The organism is Nocardioides sp. QY071 (assembly GCF_029961765.1).
GTDB lineage: Bacteria > Actinomycetota > Actinomycetes > Propionibacteriales > Nocardioidaceae > Nocardioides.
In genome coordinates this window covers 4,653,962-4,672,506 of sequence record NZ_CP124681.1, presented here as the reverse complement: position 1 = coordinate 4,672,506, position 18,545 = coordinate 4,653,962, and the positions used below count along the sequence as shown (strand labels likewise).

Sequence of the window (18,545 nt, the reverse complement as noted above, 5' to 3'; positions counted from 1 at the left end):
GCAACTCAACCCCCGAGCGCGCGCAGCCGGCCGATCAGCGCGCGCGCGTGGTAGCCGCCGACCCTCACGTCGCGCCACAACCGCGCGACCGGGTCGCCGTTGTCGAGTGCGTGGGCGCGCAGGCTGGCGAAGACCAGGGCGGTCGCCTCGACGGCCCGGTCGACGGCGTACAGCTGGTCCTCGAAGGGATCGCGCGGCTGGTCGTCGGGGTCGTGGTGGCCGGTGGCCTGCTCGCGCAGCACGAGCGCGGCGCCGTCGACGAGCGAGGCGGCGCGGGCGATCCGGGCGGGGGAGAGGTCGAGCGCCGTGACGTCCTCGCCGCCGTGGGACAGCGCGAGCCTCCGCCGGGACTGGTCGAGGTGGGTGACGAGCGCACCCGCGGCCGAGCCGACCAGCGCCATCGCGGCGATGGTGCCGATCGCCCGCAGGTCGGCACCGCGGTGCTCGGCGTCGGCCCACGAGCCGACCGGGATCACCGCCCCGCGGACCCGCACGTCCTGGGCGCCCGACGCCGTCAGGCCGACGGTGTCGACCGGGTCGGAGAGCTCGCAGTCCTCGATGGGGACCAGGGCCAGGCCGGCGCGGCCGGGCTCGCCGGGCACCTCGTGGCGTCGTACGCCGAGCAGCAGCCAGGAGGCATTGGCCGCACCGGTCACCGCAGTCCACCGGCCGTTGAGGACCAGCTCGTCCTCGGGCCCCACCAGGCGGCCCGCGGGCTCGGGACTGAACGCGACCAGTGGGTCGCCGGCCTCGTCCCGCAGCCGGTCCCACGCGGCCTGCGGGAAGAGGTCGAGCAGCCACGGCACCGCGCCCCCGGCGGCGGTCACCCAGCCCGTCGAGCCGCACGCCGCGGACACCGTCCGGACCAGCTCGACCAGCTCCGCCTCGCGGTCGCCGCGCTCGCTGGCCGGCACCAGCGCGAACGCCCCCGCGTCGAGCAGCGCGGCCAGCACCTCGGTCGGGATCCGGCGCTCCGCCTCGGTGCGGGCGGCCTCCTCGCGGATGCGGGGGACCAGGTCCTCGACACGGTCGCGGAGCGCGGTGTGGGTGTGCAAGGGTCCTCCTAGTGTTCAGGTCGACACTAGTCGTGACGGAAGGGGAACGGTGAGCGAGGCGACCGACGCGGTCATCGCCGGGGTGCGGGCCATGCTTCCCGACCTGGCCCGCGACGCAGCGGCCGTCGAGATCAACGGCGCGGTCGACAGTGCGGTCGTCGAGAGGCTCACCGGGATCGGCCTGTTCCGGATGCTCCGGCCCGCGGCCTATGGCGGCCTCGAGGCCGACCCGGTCAGCTTCTTCCGCGCTGTCCGCCTGCTCTCGCGCTCCTGCCCCTCGACCGGCTTCGTCGCCTCCATCCTGGGCGCCCACGAGTGGCACCTCGCGCTCTTCGACGACCGCGCCCAGGCCGAGGTCTGGGGTGCCGACCCGCGCGCCCGGCTCGCGTCGTCGTACACCCCCGACGGGCAGCTCACCCCCACCGACGGCGGGTTCCGGCTCACCGGACGATGGCGTACGTCGACCGGCATCCACCACGCGTCATGGGCGGTCCTCGGTGCGCTGCTGCTCGACGAGAAGGGCGAGCCGGTCGACTTCGTCGGCACCCTGGTCCCGGCTACCGACTTCCGCATCGAGGAGCGCTGGGACCCGACCGGCCTGCGCGCCGTCGGCGCCGATGGGGTGGTCGTCGAGAACGCGTTCGTGCCGTCGTACCGCACCTTCGGGTCGCGCGAGCGGATGCTCCAGGAGGACCCGGCCTGGGCGGGCAACCTGGCGCCGCTGTTCCGGATGCCCTACAGCGTCATCCACACCCACGCCGTCGCCGTCCCCGTGATCGGTGCCGCCGAAGGTGCCTACGAGGCCCTGCTCGCCGACCGCCCCGAGGCCGCCGCCTCCCCGAGCGTCGCCCGCGCCGCCACCGACCTCCACGTCGCCTGGCGCCAGCTCACCGGCCACCTCGAGCGCCTGCTCCAACGCGCCGAACGCAACGAGCCGCCCGACACCGAGAGCGCCGTCCGCGCCCGCCGCGACCAGTCCCTCGCCGCCGAGCGCGCCGTCCGCGCCATCGGCGCCTTCCTCGACGCCGCCGGCCCCGAGGCCTGGGAGCGCCGCCACCCGCTCCAGCGCGCCTGGCGCGACGCCCAGGTCGCCGCCACCAACGCCGCCAACTCCGTCGACCAGACGCTGTCGATCTTCGGTCGCTGGGCCTACGGGCTCGACGTCGGCGACCGGTGGTGGTGAGGGCGGGGCGTCGGTCCCCGGCATGCGCAGCCGCCGCGGGCCGGGTGCATTGTCTGCGCCCGGTCGGGTTGTAACACGTTGTCCACCTCACTGGTCGCCGCTTGTCAGCACGACACGCCGCCGACACGCGGCGGTACCTGCTGACAACTGCCAGGTAGTCGGGTGGACGGCGTGTTACAGCGAAGGACCCGCCGCGCTCGGCTACACCCAGCCGTCGGCCGGCAGCGTCCGCAGCAACCGCCCGAGCACCCCGTCCGACTGCGGCCGCACCGGCTCGGCGTCCTCGTCCTGTCCGGACAGCCGCTGGGTGACGTGGGCGGCGGCGCGGAGCATGAGCGGACCGAGGCGCTCCAGCTTCTCCAGGGGTACGGCGCCGCCGACCGAGATCGCGGCGAGCAGGCCGTCGGCGCGGATGGCGGCGCCCAGGGCGGAGGTGCCGAGGACCAGCTCCTGGTTCTCGTAGGCGAGGCCGCGGCGGGCACGGATCCGGCCTAGCTCCTGGTGGAGGGTGGGCAGGTCGTCGATGGTGCGGGGGCTGCGCTTGGGCAGGCCGGGCCGGAACAGCGTGTCGATCTCCTCGCCGGGGAGCTGGGCGAGGATCGCCTTGCCGAGGGCGGTGGCGTGGGCGGGGACCCGGCCGCCGACGCGGGACGCCGTACCGACGTTGCCGGAGGCGCCCGTCGCGGCGCGACCGGCGATCCGGTCGAGCACCAGCACGTCGGTGCCGATGAGGACGCCGAGGTGCACGACCAGGCCGGTGTCGAGGTGCAGCCGGTTGAGGACCGGCGCGGCGACAGAGCGCAGCTCGGGATGCTCGGACGGCGAGTGCCGGGCGGTCGAGGCGCCGGCGGACAGCGAGTAGCCGTCGGGGCGGCGCTGGATCCAGCCGGTGACGAGCAGCTGGTCGAGGATCCGGTGGACCGTCGAGCGCGGCAGGCCGGTGCGGGTGGCGATGTCGTCGAGCCGGAACCGCGCGCCGGGCTCGTCGAAGACCCGCATGATCAGGGCGATCCGCGCGACCATCGACACCGGCGGGTCGGAGCTCTCCCCGTCCGCCTTCTTCTTCGCCGCGGCACTCGCCATGCGGCTCATGATAGGCCCGCCGTACGACGGCCCGAGGCCACGATCAGCTCCAGAAGTCCTGCTCGCCCCAGTGCGCGAAGCCCGCCTTGGGTGCGTCCAGACCGAACCGGCCGCGGTGGAAGACCAGCGGCGGAGCGGCGTCGAGCTCGAGGCCCTGGACCCGCCCGATCGCGATGTCGTGGTCCCCGGCGACGTGCACGGTCTCGAGCGTCGCGTGCACCCGGAGCACGGCACCGGGCAGCGCCGGGGCGCCGTGCGGGGCGGTCCAGTCGAGCCCCTCGAAGCGCAGCCCGGTGCGCGAGCCGAAGCGCTGGCACAGGTCGACCTGGTCCTCGGCGAGCACGTTGACGCAGAAGGCCTCGGCCGACCGGATCCGGGCCCATGCGCGCCCCTCGCGGGTCGCGCAGAACAGCACCAGCGGCGGCTCCAGCGAGAGGGACGCGAACGACTGGCAGGTGAAGCCGACCGGCTCGTCGTCGTGGACGGCGGTGACCACGGTGACCCCGCTCGGGAAGGCGCCCATCGCGCGCCGCATCACGTCAGGAGTCGGCTCCAGCACCTCGGCGGGCCGCGGGGTCGGGGAGAAGGCGAGGGCGCTCATGACATCGGACGGTAAGGAATGTTCCGATTCGTAACACTCCGGTCCCGTCCAACGGGACCTGAGCCACTCCGGGGGAGAGCGCTGCCTACGTTCGCCGCATGCTCGACACCGAGGCCGCCGGGTTCCTGGCGCTGCTCAACGAGAACTTCCCGCTGGTCGCCACGATGAGCGGCGCCGAGGCGCGCGCCGCGACCAAGGCCCGCCAGGTCCCGCCCACCAACCTGGACGACGTGCGCTCGGCCGAGGACGTCACCATCGAGGTCGTCGGCGGCACCATCGGTGCCCGCGTCTACCGACCCCACGGCCCCGACGACGTACGACGCCCGCTGGTCGTCTTCATGCACGGCGGCGGCTTCGTGTTCTGCGACCTCGAGAGCCACGACAGCTTCTGCCGTCAGCTGGCCCGCGAGGTCGACGCGGTCGTCGTGTCCGTCGACTACCGCCTCGCCCCCGAGCACCGCGCGCCGACCGCCGCCGAGGACGCGTACGCCGCGCTGCTCTGGGCCTGCGCGCGCCACGACGAGCTGGGCACCGACCCGGACCGCGTGGCCGTCGCCGGCGACAGCGCCGGCGGGGCGCTCGCCGCCGTCGTCGCGCTGATGGCCCGCGACCGCGGCGGCCCGGCGCTGGCCGGCCAGGCGCTGCTCGGCCCGGTCATCGACCCCGCCTGCGACACCCCCAGCTACGACACGTACGCCGACGGCTGGTTCAACACCCGCGCCAACATGGAGTGGTACTGGGACCAGTACCTCGGCGCCGACCGCGCCCTCCCCGAGCCGCCCGAGCTGGCCGCCCCCGCCCGCGCGGCGAGCCACGCCGGCCTGCCGCCGGCCGTCGTGGTCGTCACCGGCGCTGACCCGCTCGCCGACGAGGGGGAGCGGTATGCCGCCCAGCTCGCCGCGGCCGGCGTACCCGTCCTCACCCGGATCCACCCGATGCTCTTCCACGGCCTGCTCACCTTCATGACCCTGCGCGCCGGGGCCTCGGCCCGCGAGCTGCTGTACGCCGACCTGCGCGCCCTACTGAACCAGGAGAACCGATGACCACCGACACCCGCGACCTCGTCATCGTCGGCGCCGGCCTCGCCGGCATCTACGCGATGTACCGAGCCCTCGAGAACGGCCTCGACGTCGTCGGCGTCGAGGCCGGCGACAGCGTGGGCGGCACCTGGTACTGGAACCGCTACCCGGGCGCCCGCTGCGACGTCGAGAGCGTCGACTACTCCTACTCCTTCGACCGCCAGCTGGAGAAGGACTGGAAGTGGACCGAGCGGTTCGCCACCCAGCCCGAGATCCGCTCGTACCTCGACCACGTCGCCGACCGCTACGACCTGCGCCGGCACTTCACCTTCGGCCGCCGGGTCACCGCCGCGCACTTCGACGAGCGGGCCTCGACCTGGACCGTCACCCTCGACGACGGCACCCAGCACCGCAGCCGCTTCGTGATGATGGCGACCGGCTGCCTGTCCCAGCCTAACCGCCCCGACCTGCCGGGCATCGACGAGTACGCCGGCGCCCAGCTGTTCACCGCGCAGTGGCCCGACGAGCCGGTCGACCTGACCGGCAAGCGGGTCGGCCTGATCGGTACCGGCTCCTCCGGCATCCAGGCCGCGCCGCTGCTGGCCGAGCAGGCCCAGTCGCTGACCGTCTTCCAGCGCAGCGCCAACTACACGGTCCCCGCCCGCAACCGGCCGCTCACCGAGGAGGAGTGGGAGAAGGTCCAGGAGACCTACCCCGAGCGCCGCAAGGCCTCGCTCTACGCCCCGGCCGGCTCGCTCAGCACCACCCACGCGCAGAAGGCGACCGAGGTCGACGCCGCCGAGCGCGAGCGCGCGTTCGAGGCTCGCTGGCAGGAGGGTGGCGTGCTGTTCGCCAAGACCTTCCCCGACCAGGGCATCGACATCGTGGCCAACGACTACGCCCGCGAGTTCGCCGAGGCCAAGATCCGCGAGATCGTGAAGGACCCGCGGGTCGCCGAGGACCTGATCCCCACCGACCACCCGATCGGCACCAAGCGGATCGTCACCGACACCGGCTACTACGAGATGTACAACCGCGACAACGTCGAGCTGGTCAACCTGCGCAAGCACCCGATCGAGCAGGTCACCTCGTGGGGCATCAAGACCGACGACGCGTCGTACGAGCTCGACGTGATCGTGTTCGCGACGGGCTTCGACGCGCTCACCGGCGCGCTCACCTCGATCGACCTGCGCGGCGCGCGCGGCGCGGTGCTCGCCGACGAGTGGGCGCACGGTCCCGAGACCTACCTGGGCCTCGGCGTCGCCGGCTTCCCGAACCTGATCACTCTCAACGGCCCCGGCAGCCCGTCGGTCCTCGCCAACATGTCCACGCACACCGAGCAGCAGGTCGACTGGGGCATGGAGCTCATCGAGTTCTGCCGGGCCAACGACATCGACCAGGCCGAGCCGCGCAAGGACGCCGCCGAGAAGTGGACCGCCCACCTCGGCGAGGTCGCCGAGGGCACGCTCTTCACCCGCGCCGCATCCTGGTACATGGGCGCCAACATCGAGGGCAAGACCCGCACCTTCATGCCCTACATCGGCGGCTTCGGCAACTACCGCCGAGCGTGCGACGAGGCCCGCGACAACGGGTTCGAGGGCTACGTCCTCACCCGCGTCTCGGCCCCGGCGGAGGCGACCGCGTGAGCCTCCCGTCGTACGACGACACGCGCCGCGAGCTCGCCACCGACGCGGGCACCCTCGTCTATCACGAGTACGGCGACGGCCCGCCGCTGCTGCTGCTCCACGGCTCCGGTCCCGGCGTGACCGGATGGCGCAACTTCCACCAGAACCTGCCCGCCCTCGGCGCGCACTTCCGGTGCCTGGTGCTCGAGCTGCCCGGCTTCGGCGTCAGCCACGACATCGACGAGTCGCCGTTCGTGGCGGCCGGTCCCGCGGTCATCCGGTTCGTCGAGGGCCTCGGCCTCGGCCCGGTGCCGGTGATCGGCAACTCGATGGGCGGCGTCGTCGCGGCCCAGCTCGCGATCGCCCGCACCGACCTGTTCACCCGGCTCGTCACCGTCGGCGGCGTCGGGACCAACATCCTCGGTGCCGGCCCCGGCGAGGGCATCGTCCGGCTCACCGACTTCGTCGAGAACCCGACCCGCGAGGGCCTGGTCCAGTGGCTGCGGTCGATGGTCTTCGACCAGGGCATGGTCACCGAGGAGCTGATCCAGCAGCGCTGGGACCTGGCCACCGAGCCCGAGACGCTCGCCTCCGCGCGACGCATGTACGGCCGGGAGGCGAACGCCGCGCGGGCCGCGATGGCCGCGGCGAGCGACCGGCCGCCGTACTGGGCGATGCTCCACAAGATCACCGCACCCGTGCTCCTGACCTGGGGCCGCGACGACCGGGTCAGCCCGGTCGACATGGCGCTGCTGCCGATGCGGGCGATCCCGAACGCCGAGCTGCACGTCCTGCCGCGCTGCGGCCACTGGGCGATGATCGAGCAGCAGGCGGCGTGGGAGGCGGCCGTGCTCGCCTTCCTCACCCGCGCCTGACGACCGCACCCCCTACGTTCTGGTCGCGAATCGCCGCATTCGACCGCCAGAACGTAGGGGGTGCGGTCCACATCTCGCACGCAGAGCCGGTCCCGATCAGCGGGAGACGACGTCCACTGACCCCGGACCGCTGCGAGCGTGAGGTCGTCCCCGAAACCCCCGTCTCCACACCGTCCGCTCCGGAAGGAACCCCCATGACCGACCAGACCCGCGGCACCGTGCTCGCCGCCATCGAGGAGCACTCCGACGAGCTGGCGGCGCTCGGCCCGGCCAACGAGCAGCTCGGCCAGCTCGACGACCAGGCCGCCAAGGTGCTGAAGGACTCCGGCGTGATCCGGCTGCTGCAGCCCAAGGAGTTCGGCGGCTACGAGGCCCACCCGGCCGAGTTCGCCGAGACGGTCATGCGCATCGCCCAGCTCGACGGCGCGACGGGCTGGGTCGCGGGCATCGTCGGCGTCCACCCGTGGGAGATGGCGATGGCCGACAAGCGGGTCCAGGAGGAGGTCTGGGGTGCCGACCCCGACACCTGGATCGCGTCGCCGTACGCCCCGATGGGTGTGCTCACCCCGGTCGACGGCGGCTGGACCCTGCGTGGGCGCTGGCAGTTCTCGTCGGGCACCGACCACTGCGACTGGATCTTCCTGGGCGCGATGATGGGCGACGCGAACGGCGCCCCGGTCATGCCGCCGCAGATGATGCACGTCATCCTGCCGCGCGCCGACTACACGATCGTCCCCGACAGCTGGGACGTCGTCGGCCTGCGCGGCACCGGGTCCAAGGACATCCTCGTGGAGGACGCGTTCATCCCGTCCTACCGCGCGCTCGTCTACACCGACGTCGCCGAGGGCGAGGCGGCCAAGAACGCCGGCCTCACCGAGACCGGCTACCACGTGCCGTTCTCCTGCGTCTTCCCGCTCGGCATCACCTCCGCGGTCATCGGCATCTGCGAGGGTGCGGTCGCGCACCACGCCGCCTGGCAGGCCTCGCGTACGACGGTCTCCGGCGCCGCGAGCAAGGACGACCCCTACGCCCTCTACGCCCTGAGCGAGGCCGCCGCCGACATCGCCGCGTCCCGCGCGGTGCTGATCGACAACGTCACCCGGATGTACGACGCGGTCGCCCGCGGCCACGTGCCGACCTTCGCCGAGCGGGCCGCCGGTCGTCGTACCCAGGTCCAGGCGGCCTGGCGCGCGGTCCGGGCCCTCGACGAGGTCGTCGCCCGCTCCGGCGGCAACGCGATGCGGATGGACAACCCGATCCAGCGCTTCTGGCGCGACGCGCACACCGGCCTGGCGCACGCGATCCACGTGCCCGGCCCGACCTTCCACGCAGCTGGCCTCGGCGACCTCGGCCTCGAGCCGCCGGCCGGCCCGCTCCGCTCGATGATCTGAGGAGACACCCATGACCCACCTGCGCGGACTCGGCTACCTGCGGGTCCAGGCCACGGACCTGCCCCGCTGGCGCGAGCTGGCCATCGACTCGCTCGGCTTCGCCGAGGGCACCGGCCCCGACCCCGACGGGCTCTACCTGCGGATGGACGAGCGCCAGGCGCGCCTCATCGTCCTGCCGGGCGACACCGACCGGGTCCAGGCCGTGGGCTGGGAGGTCCGCGACACCGCGGACCTCGCCAAGGTCGCCGCCGACGTCGAGGCCTCGGGCCGCGGCGTGAAGGAGCTGGCCATCGAGGAGTGCGCCGAGCGCGGCGTCGAGAGGGCGATCTCGTTCGAGGACCCGGCCGGCACCGTGGTCGAGGTCTTCTGCGGACCCGTCCTCGACCACAGCCCGGTCGTCACCAAGTGGGCGCAGAAGTTCCACACCGGCGCCGAGGGCATGGGCCACGTCGTCCTCCCGACGACCTCCCCTGCGGAGACCACCGCGTTCTACACCGAGGTGCTCGGGTTCCTCACCCGCGGCTCGATGAAGGTCCCCGGCGACCGGCGGATCCAGTTCCTCGGCATCAACCGCCGCCACCACAGCCTCGCCGTCTGCCCCGCCCCGCACGACGAGGCGCCCGGCATGGTGCACCTGATGGTCGAGGTCGACGAGCTCGACGCCGTCGGCCGCGCGCTCGACGAGGTCAACAAGCGGGAGTTCTCGATCTCCTCGACGCTGGGCCGGCACACCAACGACAAGATGATCTCGTTCTACGTCCGGGCGCCCGGCGGCTGGGACATCGAGTACGGCTGGGACGGCATGCTCGTCGACGAGTCGTCGTACACCGCCGAGGAGATCACCGCCGACAGCTACTGGGGCCACGACTGGTCCGGCTCCGAGCCGCTGGCCGCCTTCGTCCCCCGGTGACCTCGGTGGATGTCGAGGTCGACGTCCTCGCTGATGTCGTCGTCGTCGGCATGGGCTGTGCCGGCGCGGCGGCCGCCCTCGAGGCGGCCCGCGCGGGCGCGTCCGTCGTCGCCCTCGACCGGGCCGCTCCCGGGGGCTCGTCGGCGGTGTCCGGCGGCGAGCTCTACCTCGGCGGCGGTACGGCGCTCCAGCGGGCCTGCGGCGTCGACGACGACCCGGACCTGATGTACGCCTACCTCCACGAGGCGCTCGGCCCCCACCCCGACGAGGAGAAGCTGCGTCTCTACTGCGACGGCAGCGTCGAGCACTTCGACTGGTTCCTCGGGCTCGGGATCACCTTCAACCCGAGCCTGTACGACGGCGTCTCCTGGCTCCCGCCGACCGCCGACGGCCTGATGTGGCTCGGCGAGAACGCCTGGCCGTTCACCGAGCTGGCCCGTCCGGTCCCGCGCGGACACCGCCCCGCGACCGACGGGTACGGCGGCTGGCTGCTCATGGACAAGCTGGCCACCGCCGCCCGCGAGGCCGGCGTCGACGTCCACCCGGACACCCGGGTCACCGGACTGGTGCAGGACGAGGCCGGCCGCGTCGTCGGCGTACGCGCCCGCCGCTTCGGCGAGGACCTCACCTACGGCGCCCGCCGCGGCGTCGTGATCGCCACGGGCGGCTTCGCCGACAACGCCGAGATGGTCGCCGACCACGCTCCCGTGCTCGTCGGGCACTCCGCGGTGAGCGACGGCCTCGACGACGGCAGCGGGATCCGCCTCGGCGTCGCCGCCGGCGGCAGCCTGCGCCGGATGGCCAACACCCAGATCGCGCTGTCCGTCGTACCCGCCCTCGCCGTGCGCGGCATGCTCGTCGACGGTCTCGGGCAGCGCTTCGTCAACGAGGACGTCTACCCGGGCCGGTTCAGCCAGGCCGCCGTCCGGCACCGCCCCGGCCCCTGGTTCACGCTCGTGGACGAGAAGGGCTGGGAGGACGTCCCCGAGCGCGAGCGCTGGGGCGTGCAGCCCGCCGTCGTCGCCGAGACCCTCGCCGAGGTCGAGGCCGAGCTCGGCCTGCCGCCCGGCTCGTTGGAGGACACCGTCGCCCGCTACAACCGCGACGCGGCCGCCGGCGAGGACACCCGCTTCCACAAGGACCCGCGCTGGCTGCGGCCCCTCGAGCCGCCGTACGCCGTCGTCGACGCCGGCCGCGGCTTCGACCCCGAGGGCACCGGCCCGCGTGGCGGCACCGGCGTCTCCGGGTTCACCCTCGGCGGCCTGCGCACCTCCGTGGACGGCGAGGTCCTCGACGACTCCGGCACCCCCGTGCCCGGCCTGTACGCCGCCGGGCGGGCCACCTCCGGCATCCACGGAGACGGCTACGTCAGCGGCACCTCACTCGGCGACGGCACCTTCTTCGGCCGCCGCGCCGGCCGCGCCGCCGCCCGCGCCTGACCCGTCCCGGACGGGCCCGGAACCCCCACCGGGACTGGTTTTCCGCCCTGTCACATGTGTGTTGCAGAACCTTCATGGCCGCACCGAAGTTCGTGGCGGCAGGGAGGTTCCGCTGTCGCCGCTGGTTGGTAGTGTCGACTTCGCAGCGACTGCAGTTCTCGAAGGTGAACGCCTGCGGAGTCTGTGGCCGACGGCGTTCTGGTTTGTGGTGTCGTCATCACGCATCGGAGCGACGTGTCATCGCAGTCGCTGCCGGGCCGTCGAGGTGGCGGCTCTCGCCCCGATACGAGGAGTAACGAGCAACATGGCTCAGGGCACCGTGAAGTGGTTCAGCGCCGAGAAGGGCTTCGGCTTCATCGAGCAGGAGGGTGGCGGCGACGACGTCTTCGTCCACTACTCGGCGATCCAGACCAACGGCTACAAGTCGCTGGAGGACAACCAGAAGGTCGAGTTCGACGTCACCCAGGGCCCCAAGGGCCCGCAGGCGGAGAACGTCCGTCCCCTCTGACTCACCTCCGAGGAGACCTCGTCTTCCGTGGAGCCTCGCCGGCCGGCGGGGCTCCACGAATTTTTCCGGAACTTTTGGGTTTGGCGGGGACCGCGCGGGGGATCATGGAGTCGGAAGTGCGTTGGTCCGGCGCTAGGAGGGAAGCATGGCCGATCAGTTCGACGTGACCCTCGAGGACGGCGACCTCCTCACCGAGGTCGAGCTGACCACCAACCTGATCATCGCGGCCAGCAACTCCGACGAGCGCCTCTCGGTCGAGGAGATCGACCGCATCCTCGGCGTCCTGCACTGAGCTGGATGGCGCGAGCGCGTCGTCGCTTCGCTCCGCCGCGCTGCCGCGCGCGCCGTTGGCTTGCGTAGGAAGTCGGTTGGTCTGGCGGCCACACCGTCGGCTCGCGGAAAGGCTCGCCTCCTCCGCTCCGGTCGCTCCTTCGTCGCTCTCTACGCTCTGTCGCCGTCGCTTCCCGCGACGACCGACGGCGATGGGGAGGGTGGCGCGAGCGCGTCGTCGCTTCGCTCCGCCGCGCTGCCGCGCGCGCCGTTGGCTTGCGTAGGAAGTCGGTTGGTCTGGCGGCCACACCGTCGGCTCGCGGAAAGGCTCGCCTCCTCCGCTCCGGTCGCTCCTTCGTCGCTCTCTACGCTCTGTCGCCGTCGCTTCCCGCGACGACCGACGGCGATGGGGAGGGTGGCGCGAGCGTGTCCTTGAGCTCGTCGACTAGCCGCGTAGCGAGACGTCGCTCAGCAGGTCGCGAACAGCACCGGCCCGCTGCTGAGGTCGGAGAGCACGAACGTTCCCTCCACCGGCTTCATCGCCATGGTCAGCACCCGCCCGGTCGCGACCACCTTGCCGAGCTCGAACCGCTCGGGGAAGCTGCCGCCCTGCCCGGGTGCGGGCCCGGCAGCCAGCTTCGAGCGGCTGTCGGCGTCCTCGCGGGCCTGGTCGTCGGTCTCGAACGCCATCGCCACGCGTAGGTCGCCGCCCGGCTGGGCCGCGATCGCGAAACCGGTGAGTGGGTGGACGCCGCCGGCCTGCGCCACCAGCTCGCTGGCCCGGGTCCGGTCGGCGGGGTCCGCGTCGGTCATCGCCAGCGCCGAGCAGGCCTGGTCGCCGGTGGCCACCGACGCGCTCAGCGCCGGACCCTCGGCGTCGACGACGTCGCTCACACCGTCCTCGTGGTCGCCGCGGGCCAGGTCGGCACGCTGCTCCAGGAAGGCGGGGTCGTCGCTCCCGACGAGCAGGTCGTCCTCCTCGTCGATCTGGAGCGCGGCGAGCTCGGGGGTGACCGGGCCGTCGAGCCCCTCGAGCAGGTCGACGCCACCGCTCCACACGCCGTCGGCGCCGTCGGGCTCCTCGAACCCGACCGTGCGCAGCCGCTCGCGCAGCCCGGCCACGTCGAAGTCGTCGGGCAGCCCCATGATCACCAGCGCGCCGTCCTTGCCCTGGGTGAACAGCTCCCAGTCGATCGTCGCGGGGGAGAAGCCGAGCTGCTCCTGGATGGTCGGGGCGGACGCGTCGAGCGCGGTCGTCGAGGCCAGGTCCCGGTCGAACGCGTCCTGGAGGAAGTCGTCGACCTCGGACCCCGAGGAGGACGCCGACAGGTCGGCGCCCAGCTCGGAGCGCACCCCCGCCCAGTCGGTCCAGCTGAACCGGGCCGCGGACGTCGGGGCCCAGGCGAGCGCGGCGGAGAACCGGCTGCGGTCCTCGGACCGCAGCCGCCAGCCCACCACGACGGCTGCCGACACGACGAGTGCCGCGAGGACGAGGAGCAGGATCCAGCGGCGACGCATGCCCGTACCCTAGGCCCGTGCCCGACATCCTCGCTGCCGGCGTGGTCGTGTTCCGTCCCGGACGGGAGGTGCTTCTCGTACACCGCCCGAAGTACGACGACTGGTCCTTCCCCAAGGGCAAGCTCGACCGCGGGGAGCACCCGACCGCCGCCGCCGTACGCGAGGTGGCCGAGGAGACCGGCGTCCACGTCCGCCTCGGGCCCCCGCTGCCCTCGCAGCGCTACCCGGTCGCGCGGCGGATGAAGACCGTCCACTACTGGACCGGTCGGGTCGTGGGTGACGACGACGTGGCGGCGTACCGGCCCAACGACGAGATCGACGCCGTGGCCTGGGTGCCGGTGGACGACGCGCCCGCGCGACTGAGCTACGACCACGACCGCGAGACGCTGACCGCGGCGCTGGGCGTACGTCGCAAGACGCACGCCGTCGTCGTGCTCCGCCATGCCCAGGCCCGCTCGCGCAGCGCGTGGCACGGCGCGGACGCCGGCCGCACCCTGCTGAAGGTGGGCGAGCTGGAGGCCGACCGGCTGGTACCCCTCCTGGCGGCGTACGACGTCACCCGGATCGCCACCTCGACCAGCACCCGCTGCGTGCAGACGGTGCGGCCGTACGCCGAGACGGCCGGCTACGCCCTCGACCTGCGCCCGCGGCTGAGCGAGGAGAACGCCACCGCGAAGGCCGTCGAGAAGATCGTCGAGGAGCTGCTCGCCGGCGACGCGGGGGCGGTGCTGTGCACCCACCGGCCGGTCCTGTGCCACGTGTACGACGCCCTCGGGATCGAGCTCGCCCCCGACGAGGGACTGGCTCCCGCCGAGCTCCTCGTCCTGCACGTGCGCAAGGGCGGGGTCGTCGCCGTGGAGCGGCACCGACCCCGGTGAGGATGCGGCGACTCAACCCGCCGGGTGACGCCTGCCACGCCACCTCCCCACCCCGACCGCCACTGTTCACCGTTCGTTCAGATCGGCCGGGCAGTTGCGTTACCGACGCTGCCTAACTTCGGGGTCGTCCAGTACGCAACGAGGGGCAGGAACGAGAGCCCCTCACCTCCGAGAGGCAGTTCCTTGAACCTCAAGTCCATCCGCAACGCTGCGGTGCCCGGTATCGCTGCTCTGGCCCTGCTGATGAGCGCCTGCGGCGCGTCCAACGAGGACGGCGGCAGCGACGGCGGCGACTCCGGCAGCAGCCTCAGCGGCAACCTGAAGGGTGGCGGCGCGACGTCGCAGGAGAAGGCCCAGGAGGCGTGGAAGACCGCGTTCCAGGGCCAGAACAGCGGCCTCACGATCGACTACGCCCTCCTCGGCTCGACCGACGGCCGCGGCCAGTTCACCAGCGGCGCCCTGTCGTTCGCCGGTTCCGACTCCTACATCTCCGACGAGGAGCTCGCGGCCGCCAAGGAGCGCTGCGGCGGCAACGTCGTCGAGGTCCCGGCGTACATCTCCTCGATCGCCGTGGCGTTCAACATCCCGGACGTCGACACCCTCAACCTCGACGCCGCGACCATCGCGAAGATCTTCGACAACAAGATCACCAACTGGAACGACAAGGCGATCGCGGACCAGAACCCCGACGTCAAGCTCCCCGACCTGAAGATCGCGCCGGTCCACCGCGCGGACGACTCGGGCACGACCAAGAACTTCACCGACTACCTCAGCAAGGTCGCCCCGGACGCGTGGGGCTACGAGCCCGCCGACCCGTTCCCGGTCTCCGGTGGCCTCTCCGCCGAGGGCACCTCGGGTGTCGTCAAGCAGATCGGTGACACCGAGGGCGCCATCGGGTACGCCGACGCCAGCCAGACCGGCGACCTCAGCCACGTCTCGGTGAAGGTCGGCGAGGACTACGTCGCCCCGTCGCCCGAGGGTGCCGCCAAGACCGTCGAGGTCTCGCCGGTCGTCGAGGGCCGCGACGCCACCGACATCGCCGTCGACGTGGACCGCAAGACCACCGAGGCCGGTGCCTACCCGGTCATCCTGCTGTCCTACCTCATCGCCTGCGAGACCTACGAGGACCAGGCCGAGGCCGACAACGTCAAGGGCTACCTGAGCTACATCGTCTCCGACGAGGGCCAGGCCGAGGCGGCCGACTTCGCCGGCTCCGCGAAGCTCGCGCCCGAGACCGCCAGCAAGGCGCAGGAGATCGTGGCGGGCATCTCCGCCAAGTGACCTCAGGAGGGGGTGAGGACGGCGAACCCGTCCTCACCCCCTCCGGCCCGTACCACCCGAGCAGCACCCGAGCAGCACCCGAGCATGAGGTGACAGCAGTGACAGCACCCACCGCCGAGGTCGAGGACGCCTCCGCGAACTGGGCGAAGGCCCGCGCCGGTGTCGGCGACAAGATCTTCGCCGGTACCGCTCTCGCGGCCGGCCTCACGATCCTGGCCGCCCTGGCCGGCGTCTTCATCTTCCTCGCCATCAAGGGCGCGTCCGGCTTCACCAAGCCGGCCGAGGTCTACGGCCCGCACGCCGAGAGCTTCCTCGGGTACGTCGTCCCGCTGCTCGTCGGCACGTTCACCGCCTCGATCATCGCGCTGATCATCGCGGTGCCGCTGGCCTTCGGGATCGCGCTGGTGATCAGCCACTACGCGCCCAGGTGGGTCGCGGCACCGGTGGCCTACGTGATCGACCTGCTGGCCGCCGTACCGTCGGTCGTCTACGGCCTGTGGGGCGCGTTCTTCCTCGCGAAGAAGCTGGTCCCGATGCACGTGTGGCTGCACGAGAACCTCGGCCCGATCCCGGTCATCGGCAACCTGTTCGGCGAGCCGAACCCGGCCGGTCGCTCCGTGCTGACCGCCGGCATCGTGCTCGCGATCATGATCCTGCCGATCATCACCGCCATCAGCCGCGAGGTCTTCTCGCGCACGCCGCGCCTGCACGAGGAGGCCGCCCTGGCCCTCGGTGCCACGCGGTGGGAGATGGTGCGGATGACGGTCTTCCCGTACTCCCGCTCCGGCATGGTCTCGGCCGTGATGCTCGGCCTGGGCCGCGCGCTCGGCGAGACGATGGCCGTGACGATGGTGCTCTCGGTCGGCTTCGACCTGTCCTGGAACATCATCGCCACCTCGAGCCCGACGTCGATCGCGGCCAACATCGCGCTCAAGTACAAGGAGCGCAGCGCCGACCTGCTCAACGTCCTCGTCGCGACCGGTCTGGTGCTCTTCCTGATGACCTTCCTGGTCAACTTCCTCGCCCGCTGGATCGTGGGCCGCAGCGAGAGGCGGATGGCGCGATGACCACCCTCGAAGAGGTCCAGACCCGGGTCCACGTCCCGCTCGTCCAGCCGCGGCTGCCGCGCCAGGCCGGTCCCATCGTCGGCGTCATCGCCGCGGCCTTCGGCGGCCTGCTGCTCGTGCTCGGCATGGGCCTGGTCAGCGCCGTCCTGCTCGGCGCGATCGCCTTCCTCGTCGCGCTGCCGGTCTGGTCGCTGGTGATCGAAGGCCGCCGGGGCGCCACCGACCGCCTGATGACCGGGCTGATCTGGACGTCCTTCGCGGTCGCCGTGGTCCCGCTGGTGTCGCTGATCTGGCGGGTCATCAGCAAGGGCGTGGGCCGGATCGACGGCACCTTCCTCAGCTACTCGTTCTTCAAGACCCAGATCGACCAGCCGGTCGGCGTCTACCACGCGATCATCGGCACGCTGCTGATCACACTCGGCGCCGCGATCATCTCGGTCCCCGTCGGCGTGATGGCGGCCGTCTACCTGGTCGAGTACGGCAAGGGCAACAAGCTGGCCAAGGCGATCACCTTCCTGGTCGACGTCATGACCGGCATCCCCTCGATCGTCGCCGGCCTGTTCGCCTTCGCGCTGTTCACGCTGCTCTTCGGCCCGGCCTACGTGTCCGGCCTCGGCGGATCGGTCGCGCTGTCGCTGCTGATGATCCCCATCGTGGTCCGGGCCACGGAGGAGATGTTGATGCTGGTGCCCGACGACCTGCGCGAGGCGTCCTACGCGCTCGGCACGCCCAAGTGGAAGACGATCGTGCGGATCGTGCTCCCCACCGCGATCGGCGGCATCCTCACCGGCGTCACGCTCGCGATCTCCCGCGTCATCGGCGAGACCGCGCCGCTGCTCCTCATCGCCGGCGCCACCGACCGGACCAACATGAACCTGTTCGACGGCGCGATGACGACCCTTCCGGTCCTCATCTACGGGCAGAACCTGCGGGGCGACGCCCCGGCCGAGGCGATCGCCTGGGGCGCCGCCTTCATCCTCATCGTCATCGTGATGGTGCTCAACCTCGTAGCACGCATCGTCGGCAAGATCTTCGCGCCCAAGAAGGGTTGAGAACCACCATGGCCAAGAGCATCGACGTCTCCGACGTCAACATCTACTACGGCGACTTCCTCGCCGTGCAGGGCGTCAACATGACGATCCGTGCCGGCGCGGTGACCGCGTTCATCGGTCCCTCGGGCTGCGGCAAGTCGACCTTCCTGCGCTCGCTCAACCGGATGCACGAGGTGATCCCGGGTGCGCGGGTCGAGGGCAAGATCGTCGTCGACGGGCAGGACCTGTATGAGCCCGGCGTCGACCCGGTCGCCGTACGCCGCCAGGTCGGGATGGTCTTCCAGCGGCCCAACCCGTTCCCGACGATGTCGATCTACGACAACGTCCTCGCGGGCCTCAAGCTCAACGCGGGCAAGATGAAGAAGTCAGCGGCCGACGACATCGTCGAGAAGTCGCTGCGCGGCGCCAACTTGTGGAACGAGGTCAAGGACCGGCTCAACAAGCCCGGCATGGGCCTGTCCGGCGGTCAGCAGCAGCGCCTGTGCATCGCCCGCGCGATCGCGGTCGAGCCGCAGGTCCTGCTCATGGACGAGCCGTGCTCCGCGCTCGACCCGATCTCGACCTCGGCGATCGAGGACCTGATCCACGAGCTCAAGAACGAGTTCACGATCGTCATCGTCACCCACAACATGCAGCAGGCGGCGCGCGTCTCCGACGACACCGGCTTCTTCAACCTCAAGGCCACCGGTGAGCCGGGCCACCTGGTCGAGTTCAACCCGACCAAGAAGATGTTCGCCAACCCGGACGACCCGGCGACCGAGGCCTACATCTCCGGCCGCTTCGGCTGAGC

At 72.0% G+C, this 18,545-nt stretch carries 18 protein-coding genes; 14 read left to right on the top strand and 4 right to left on the bottom strand.

All coding sequences use genetic code 11. From position 1 onward, the window contains the following. Nucleotides 1-5 precede the first annotated feature (5 nt). Nucleotides 6-1,055: a hypothetical protein gene (locus QI633_RS22590; protein ID WP_282427139.1), complete on the bottom strand. Its 1,050-nt coding sequence runs from the start codon at nt 1,053-1,055 to the stop codon at nt 6-8. 49 nt (nt 1,056-1,104) lie between these two features. Here QI633_RS22590 and QI633_RS22585 point away from each other — a divergent pair, with 49 nt between their 5' ends. After that, nucleotides 1,105-2,238, top strand: coding sequence for an acyl-CoA dehydrogenase family protein (locus QI633_RS22585; protein WP_282427138.1), 1,134 nt, complete (start codon nt 1,105-1,107; stop codon nt 2,236-2,238). A gap of 201 nt (nt 2,239-2,439) precedes the next feature. Here QI633_RS22585 and QI633_RS22580 read toward each other — a convergent pair whose 3' ends face one another. Further along, nucleotides 2,440-3,321, bottom strand: coding sequence for an IclR family transcriptional regulator (locus QI633_RS22580; RefSeq protein ID WP_282427137.1), 882 nt, complete (start codon nt 3,319-3,321; stop codon nt 2,440-2,442). 43 nt (nt 3,322-3,364) lie between these two features. Further along, complete coding sequence (locus QI633_RS22575) at nt 3,365-3,922, bottom strand: flavin reductase family protein (RefSeq protein WP_282427136.1); 558 nt, start codon at nt 3,920-3,922, stop codon at nt 3,365-3,367. Between the two features lie 98 nt (nt 3,923-4,020). On the opposite strand from QI633_RS22575, the gene QI633_RS22570 reads away from it, so the two are divergent. The 8 genes from QI633_RS22570 (at nt 4,021) to QI633_RS22535 (ending at nt 11,981) form a co-directional block, all read left to right on the top strand. Next, the gene (locus QI633_RS22570; protein WP_282427135.1) at nt 4,021-4,965 is read left to right on the top strand and encodes an alpha/beta hydrolase; all 945 of its coding nucleotides are present in this window, start codon (nt 4,021-4,023) and stop codon (nt 4,963-4,965) included. Next, entirely contained in the window at nt 4,962-6,587 is a 1,626-nt protein-coding gene (locus QI633_RS22565) for an NAD(P)/FAD-dependent oxidoreductase (RefSeq protein ID WP_282427134.1), read from the top strand. Before QI633_RS22570 ends, QI633_RS22565 begins: the two co-directional genes overlap by 4 nt. Continuing rightward, nucleotides 6,584-7,441 (top strand): alpha/beta fold hydrolase, encoded by an 858-nt coding sequence (locus QI633_RS22560; RefSeq protein ID WP_282427133.1) that lies wholly within the window; start codon nt 6,584-6,586, stop codon nt 7,439-7,441. The genes QI633_RS22565 and QI633_RS22560 overlap by 4 nt, the downstream gene beginning before the upstream one ends. Before the next feature lie 194 nt (nt 7,442-7,635). After that, nucleotides 7,636-8,832, top strand: a complete 1,197-nt coding sequence (locus QI633_RS22555) for a hydroxylase (protein ID WP_141797270.1) — start codon at nt 7,636-7,638, stop codon at nt 8,830-8,832. Nucleotides 8,833-8,842: 10 nt separating this feature from the next. Continuing rightward, the gene (locus tag QI633_RS22550) at nt 8,843-9,742 is read left to right on the top strand and encodes a VOC family protein (RefSeq protein WP_282427132.1); all 900 of its coding nucleotides are present in this window, start codon (nt 8,843-8,845) and stop codon (nt 9,740-9,742) included. Then, entirely contained in the window at nt 9,739-11,181 is a 1,443-nt protein-coding gene (locus tag QI633_RS22545) for an FAD-dependent oxidoreductase (RefSeq protein WP_282427131.1), read from the top strand. The genes QI633_RS22550 and QI633_RS22545 overlap by 4 nt, the downstream gene beginning before the upstream one ends. A gap of 304 nt (nt 11,182-11,485) precedes the next feature. Next, nucleotides 11,486-11,689 (top strand): cold-shock protein, encoded by a 204-nt coding sequence (locus QI633_RS22540; protein ID WP_036550836.1) that lies wholly within the window; start codon nt 11,486-11,488, stop codon nt 11,687-11,689. A gap of 145 nt (nt 11,690-11,834) precedes the next feature. Then, the gene (locus QI633_RS22535) at nt 11,835-11,981 is read left to right on the top strand and encodes a hypothetical protein (RefSeq protein WP_174245183.1); all 147 of its coding nucleotides are present in this window, start codon (nt 11,835-11,837) and stop codon (nt 11,979-11,981) included. Nucleotides 11,982-12,427: 446 nt separating this feature from the next. Here the strand turns inward: QI633_RS22535 and QI633_RS22530 are convergent, their stop codons facing one another. Continuing rightward, entirely contained in the window at nt 12,428-13,477 is a 1,050-nt protein-coding gene (locus QI633_RS22530; protein ID WP_282427130.1) for a hypothetical protein, read from the bottom strand. Between the two features lie 17 nt (nt 13,478-13,494). On the opposite strand from QI633_RS22530, the gene QI633_RS22525 reads away from it, so the two are divergent. The 5 genes from QI633_RS22525 to pstB all read left to right on the top strand — a co-directional run bounded on the left by QI633_RS22525 (nt 13,495) and on the right by pstB (nt 18,543). Beyond that, nucleotides 13,495-14,355, top strand: a complete 861-nt coding sequence (locus QI633_RS22525) for an NUDIX domain-containing protein (RefSeq protein WP_282427129.1) — start codon at nt 13,495-13,497, stop codon at nt 14,353-14,355. 183 nt (nt 14,356-14,538) lie between these two features. Beyond that, nucleotides 14,539-15,636 (top strand): phosphate ABC transporter substrate-binding protein PstS, encoded by a 1,098-nt coding sequence (locus QI633_RS22520; protein WP_222117740.1) that lies wholly within the window; start codon nt 14,539-14,541, stop codon nt 15,634-15,636. A gap of 98 nt (nt 15,637-15,734) precedes the next feature. Beyond that, entirely contained in the window at nt 15,735-16,703 is a 969-nt protein-coding gene (gene pstC / locus QI633_RS22515; protein ID WP_141797274.1) for a phosphate ABC transporter permease subunit PstC, read from the top strand. Continuing rightward, entirely contained in the window at nt 16,700-17,755 is a 1,056-nt protein-coding gene (gene pstA, locus QI633_RS22510) for a phosphate ABC transporter permease PstA (protein ID WP_282427128.1), read from the top strand. The genes pstC and pstA overlap by 4 nt, the downstream gene beginning before the upstream one ends. A gap of 8 nt (nt 17,756-17,763) precedes the next feature. After that, entirely contained in the window at nt 17,764-18,543 is a 780-nt protein-coding gene (gene pstB, locus QI633_RS22505; protein WP_141797276.1) for a phosphate ABC transporter ATP-binding protein PstB, read from the top strand. Nucleotides 18,544-18,545 lie beyond the last annotated feature (2 nt).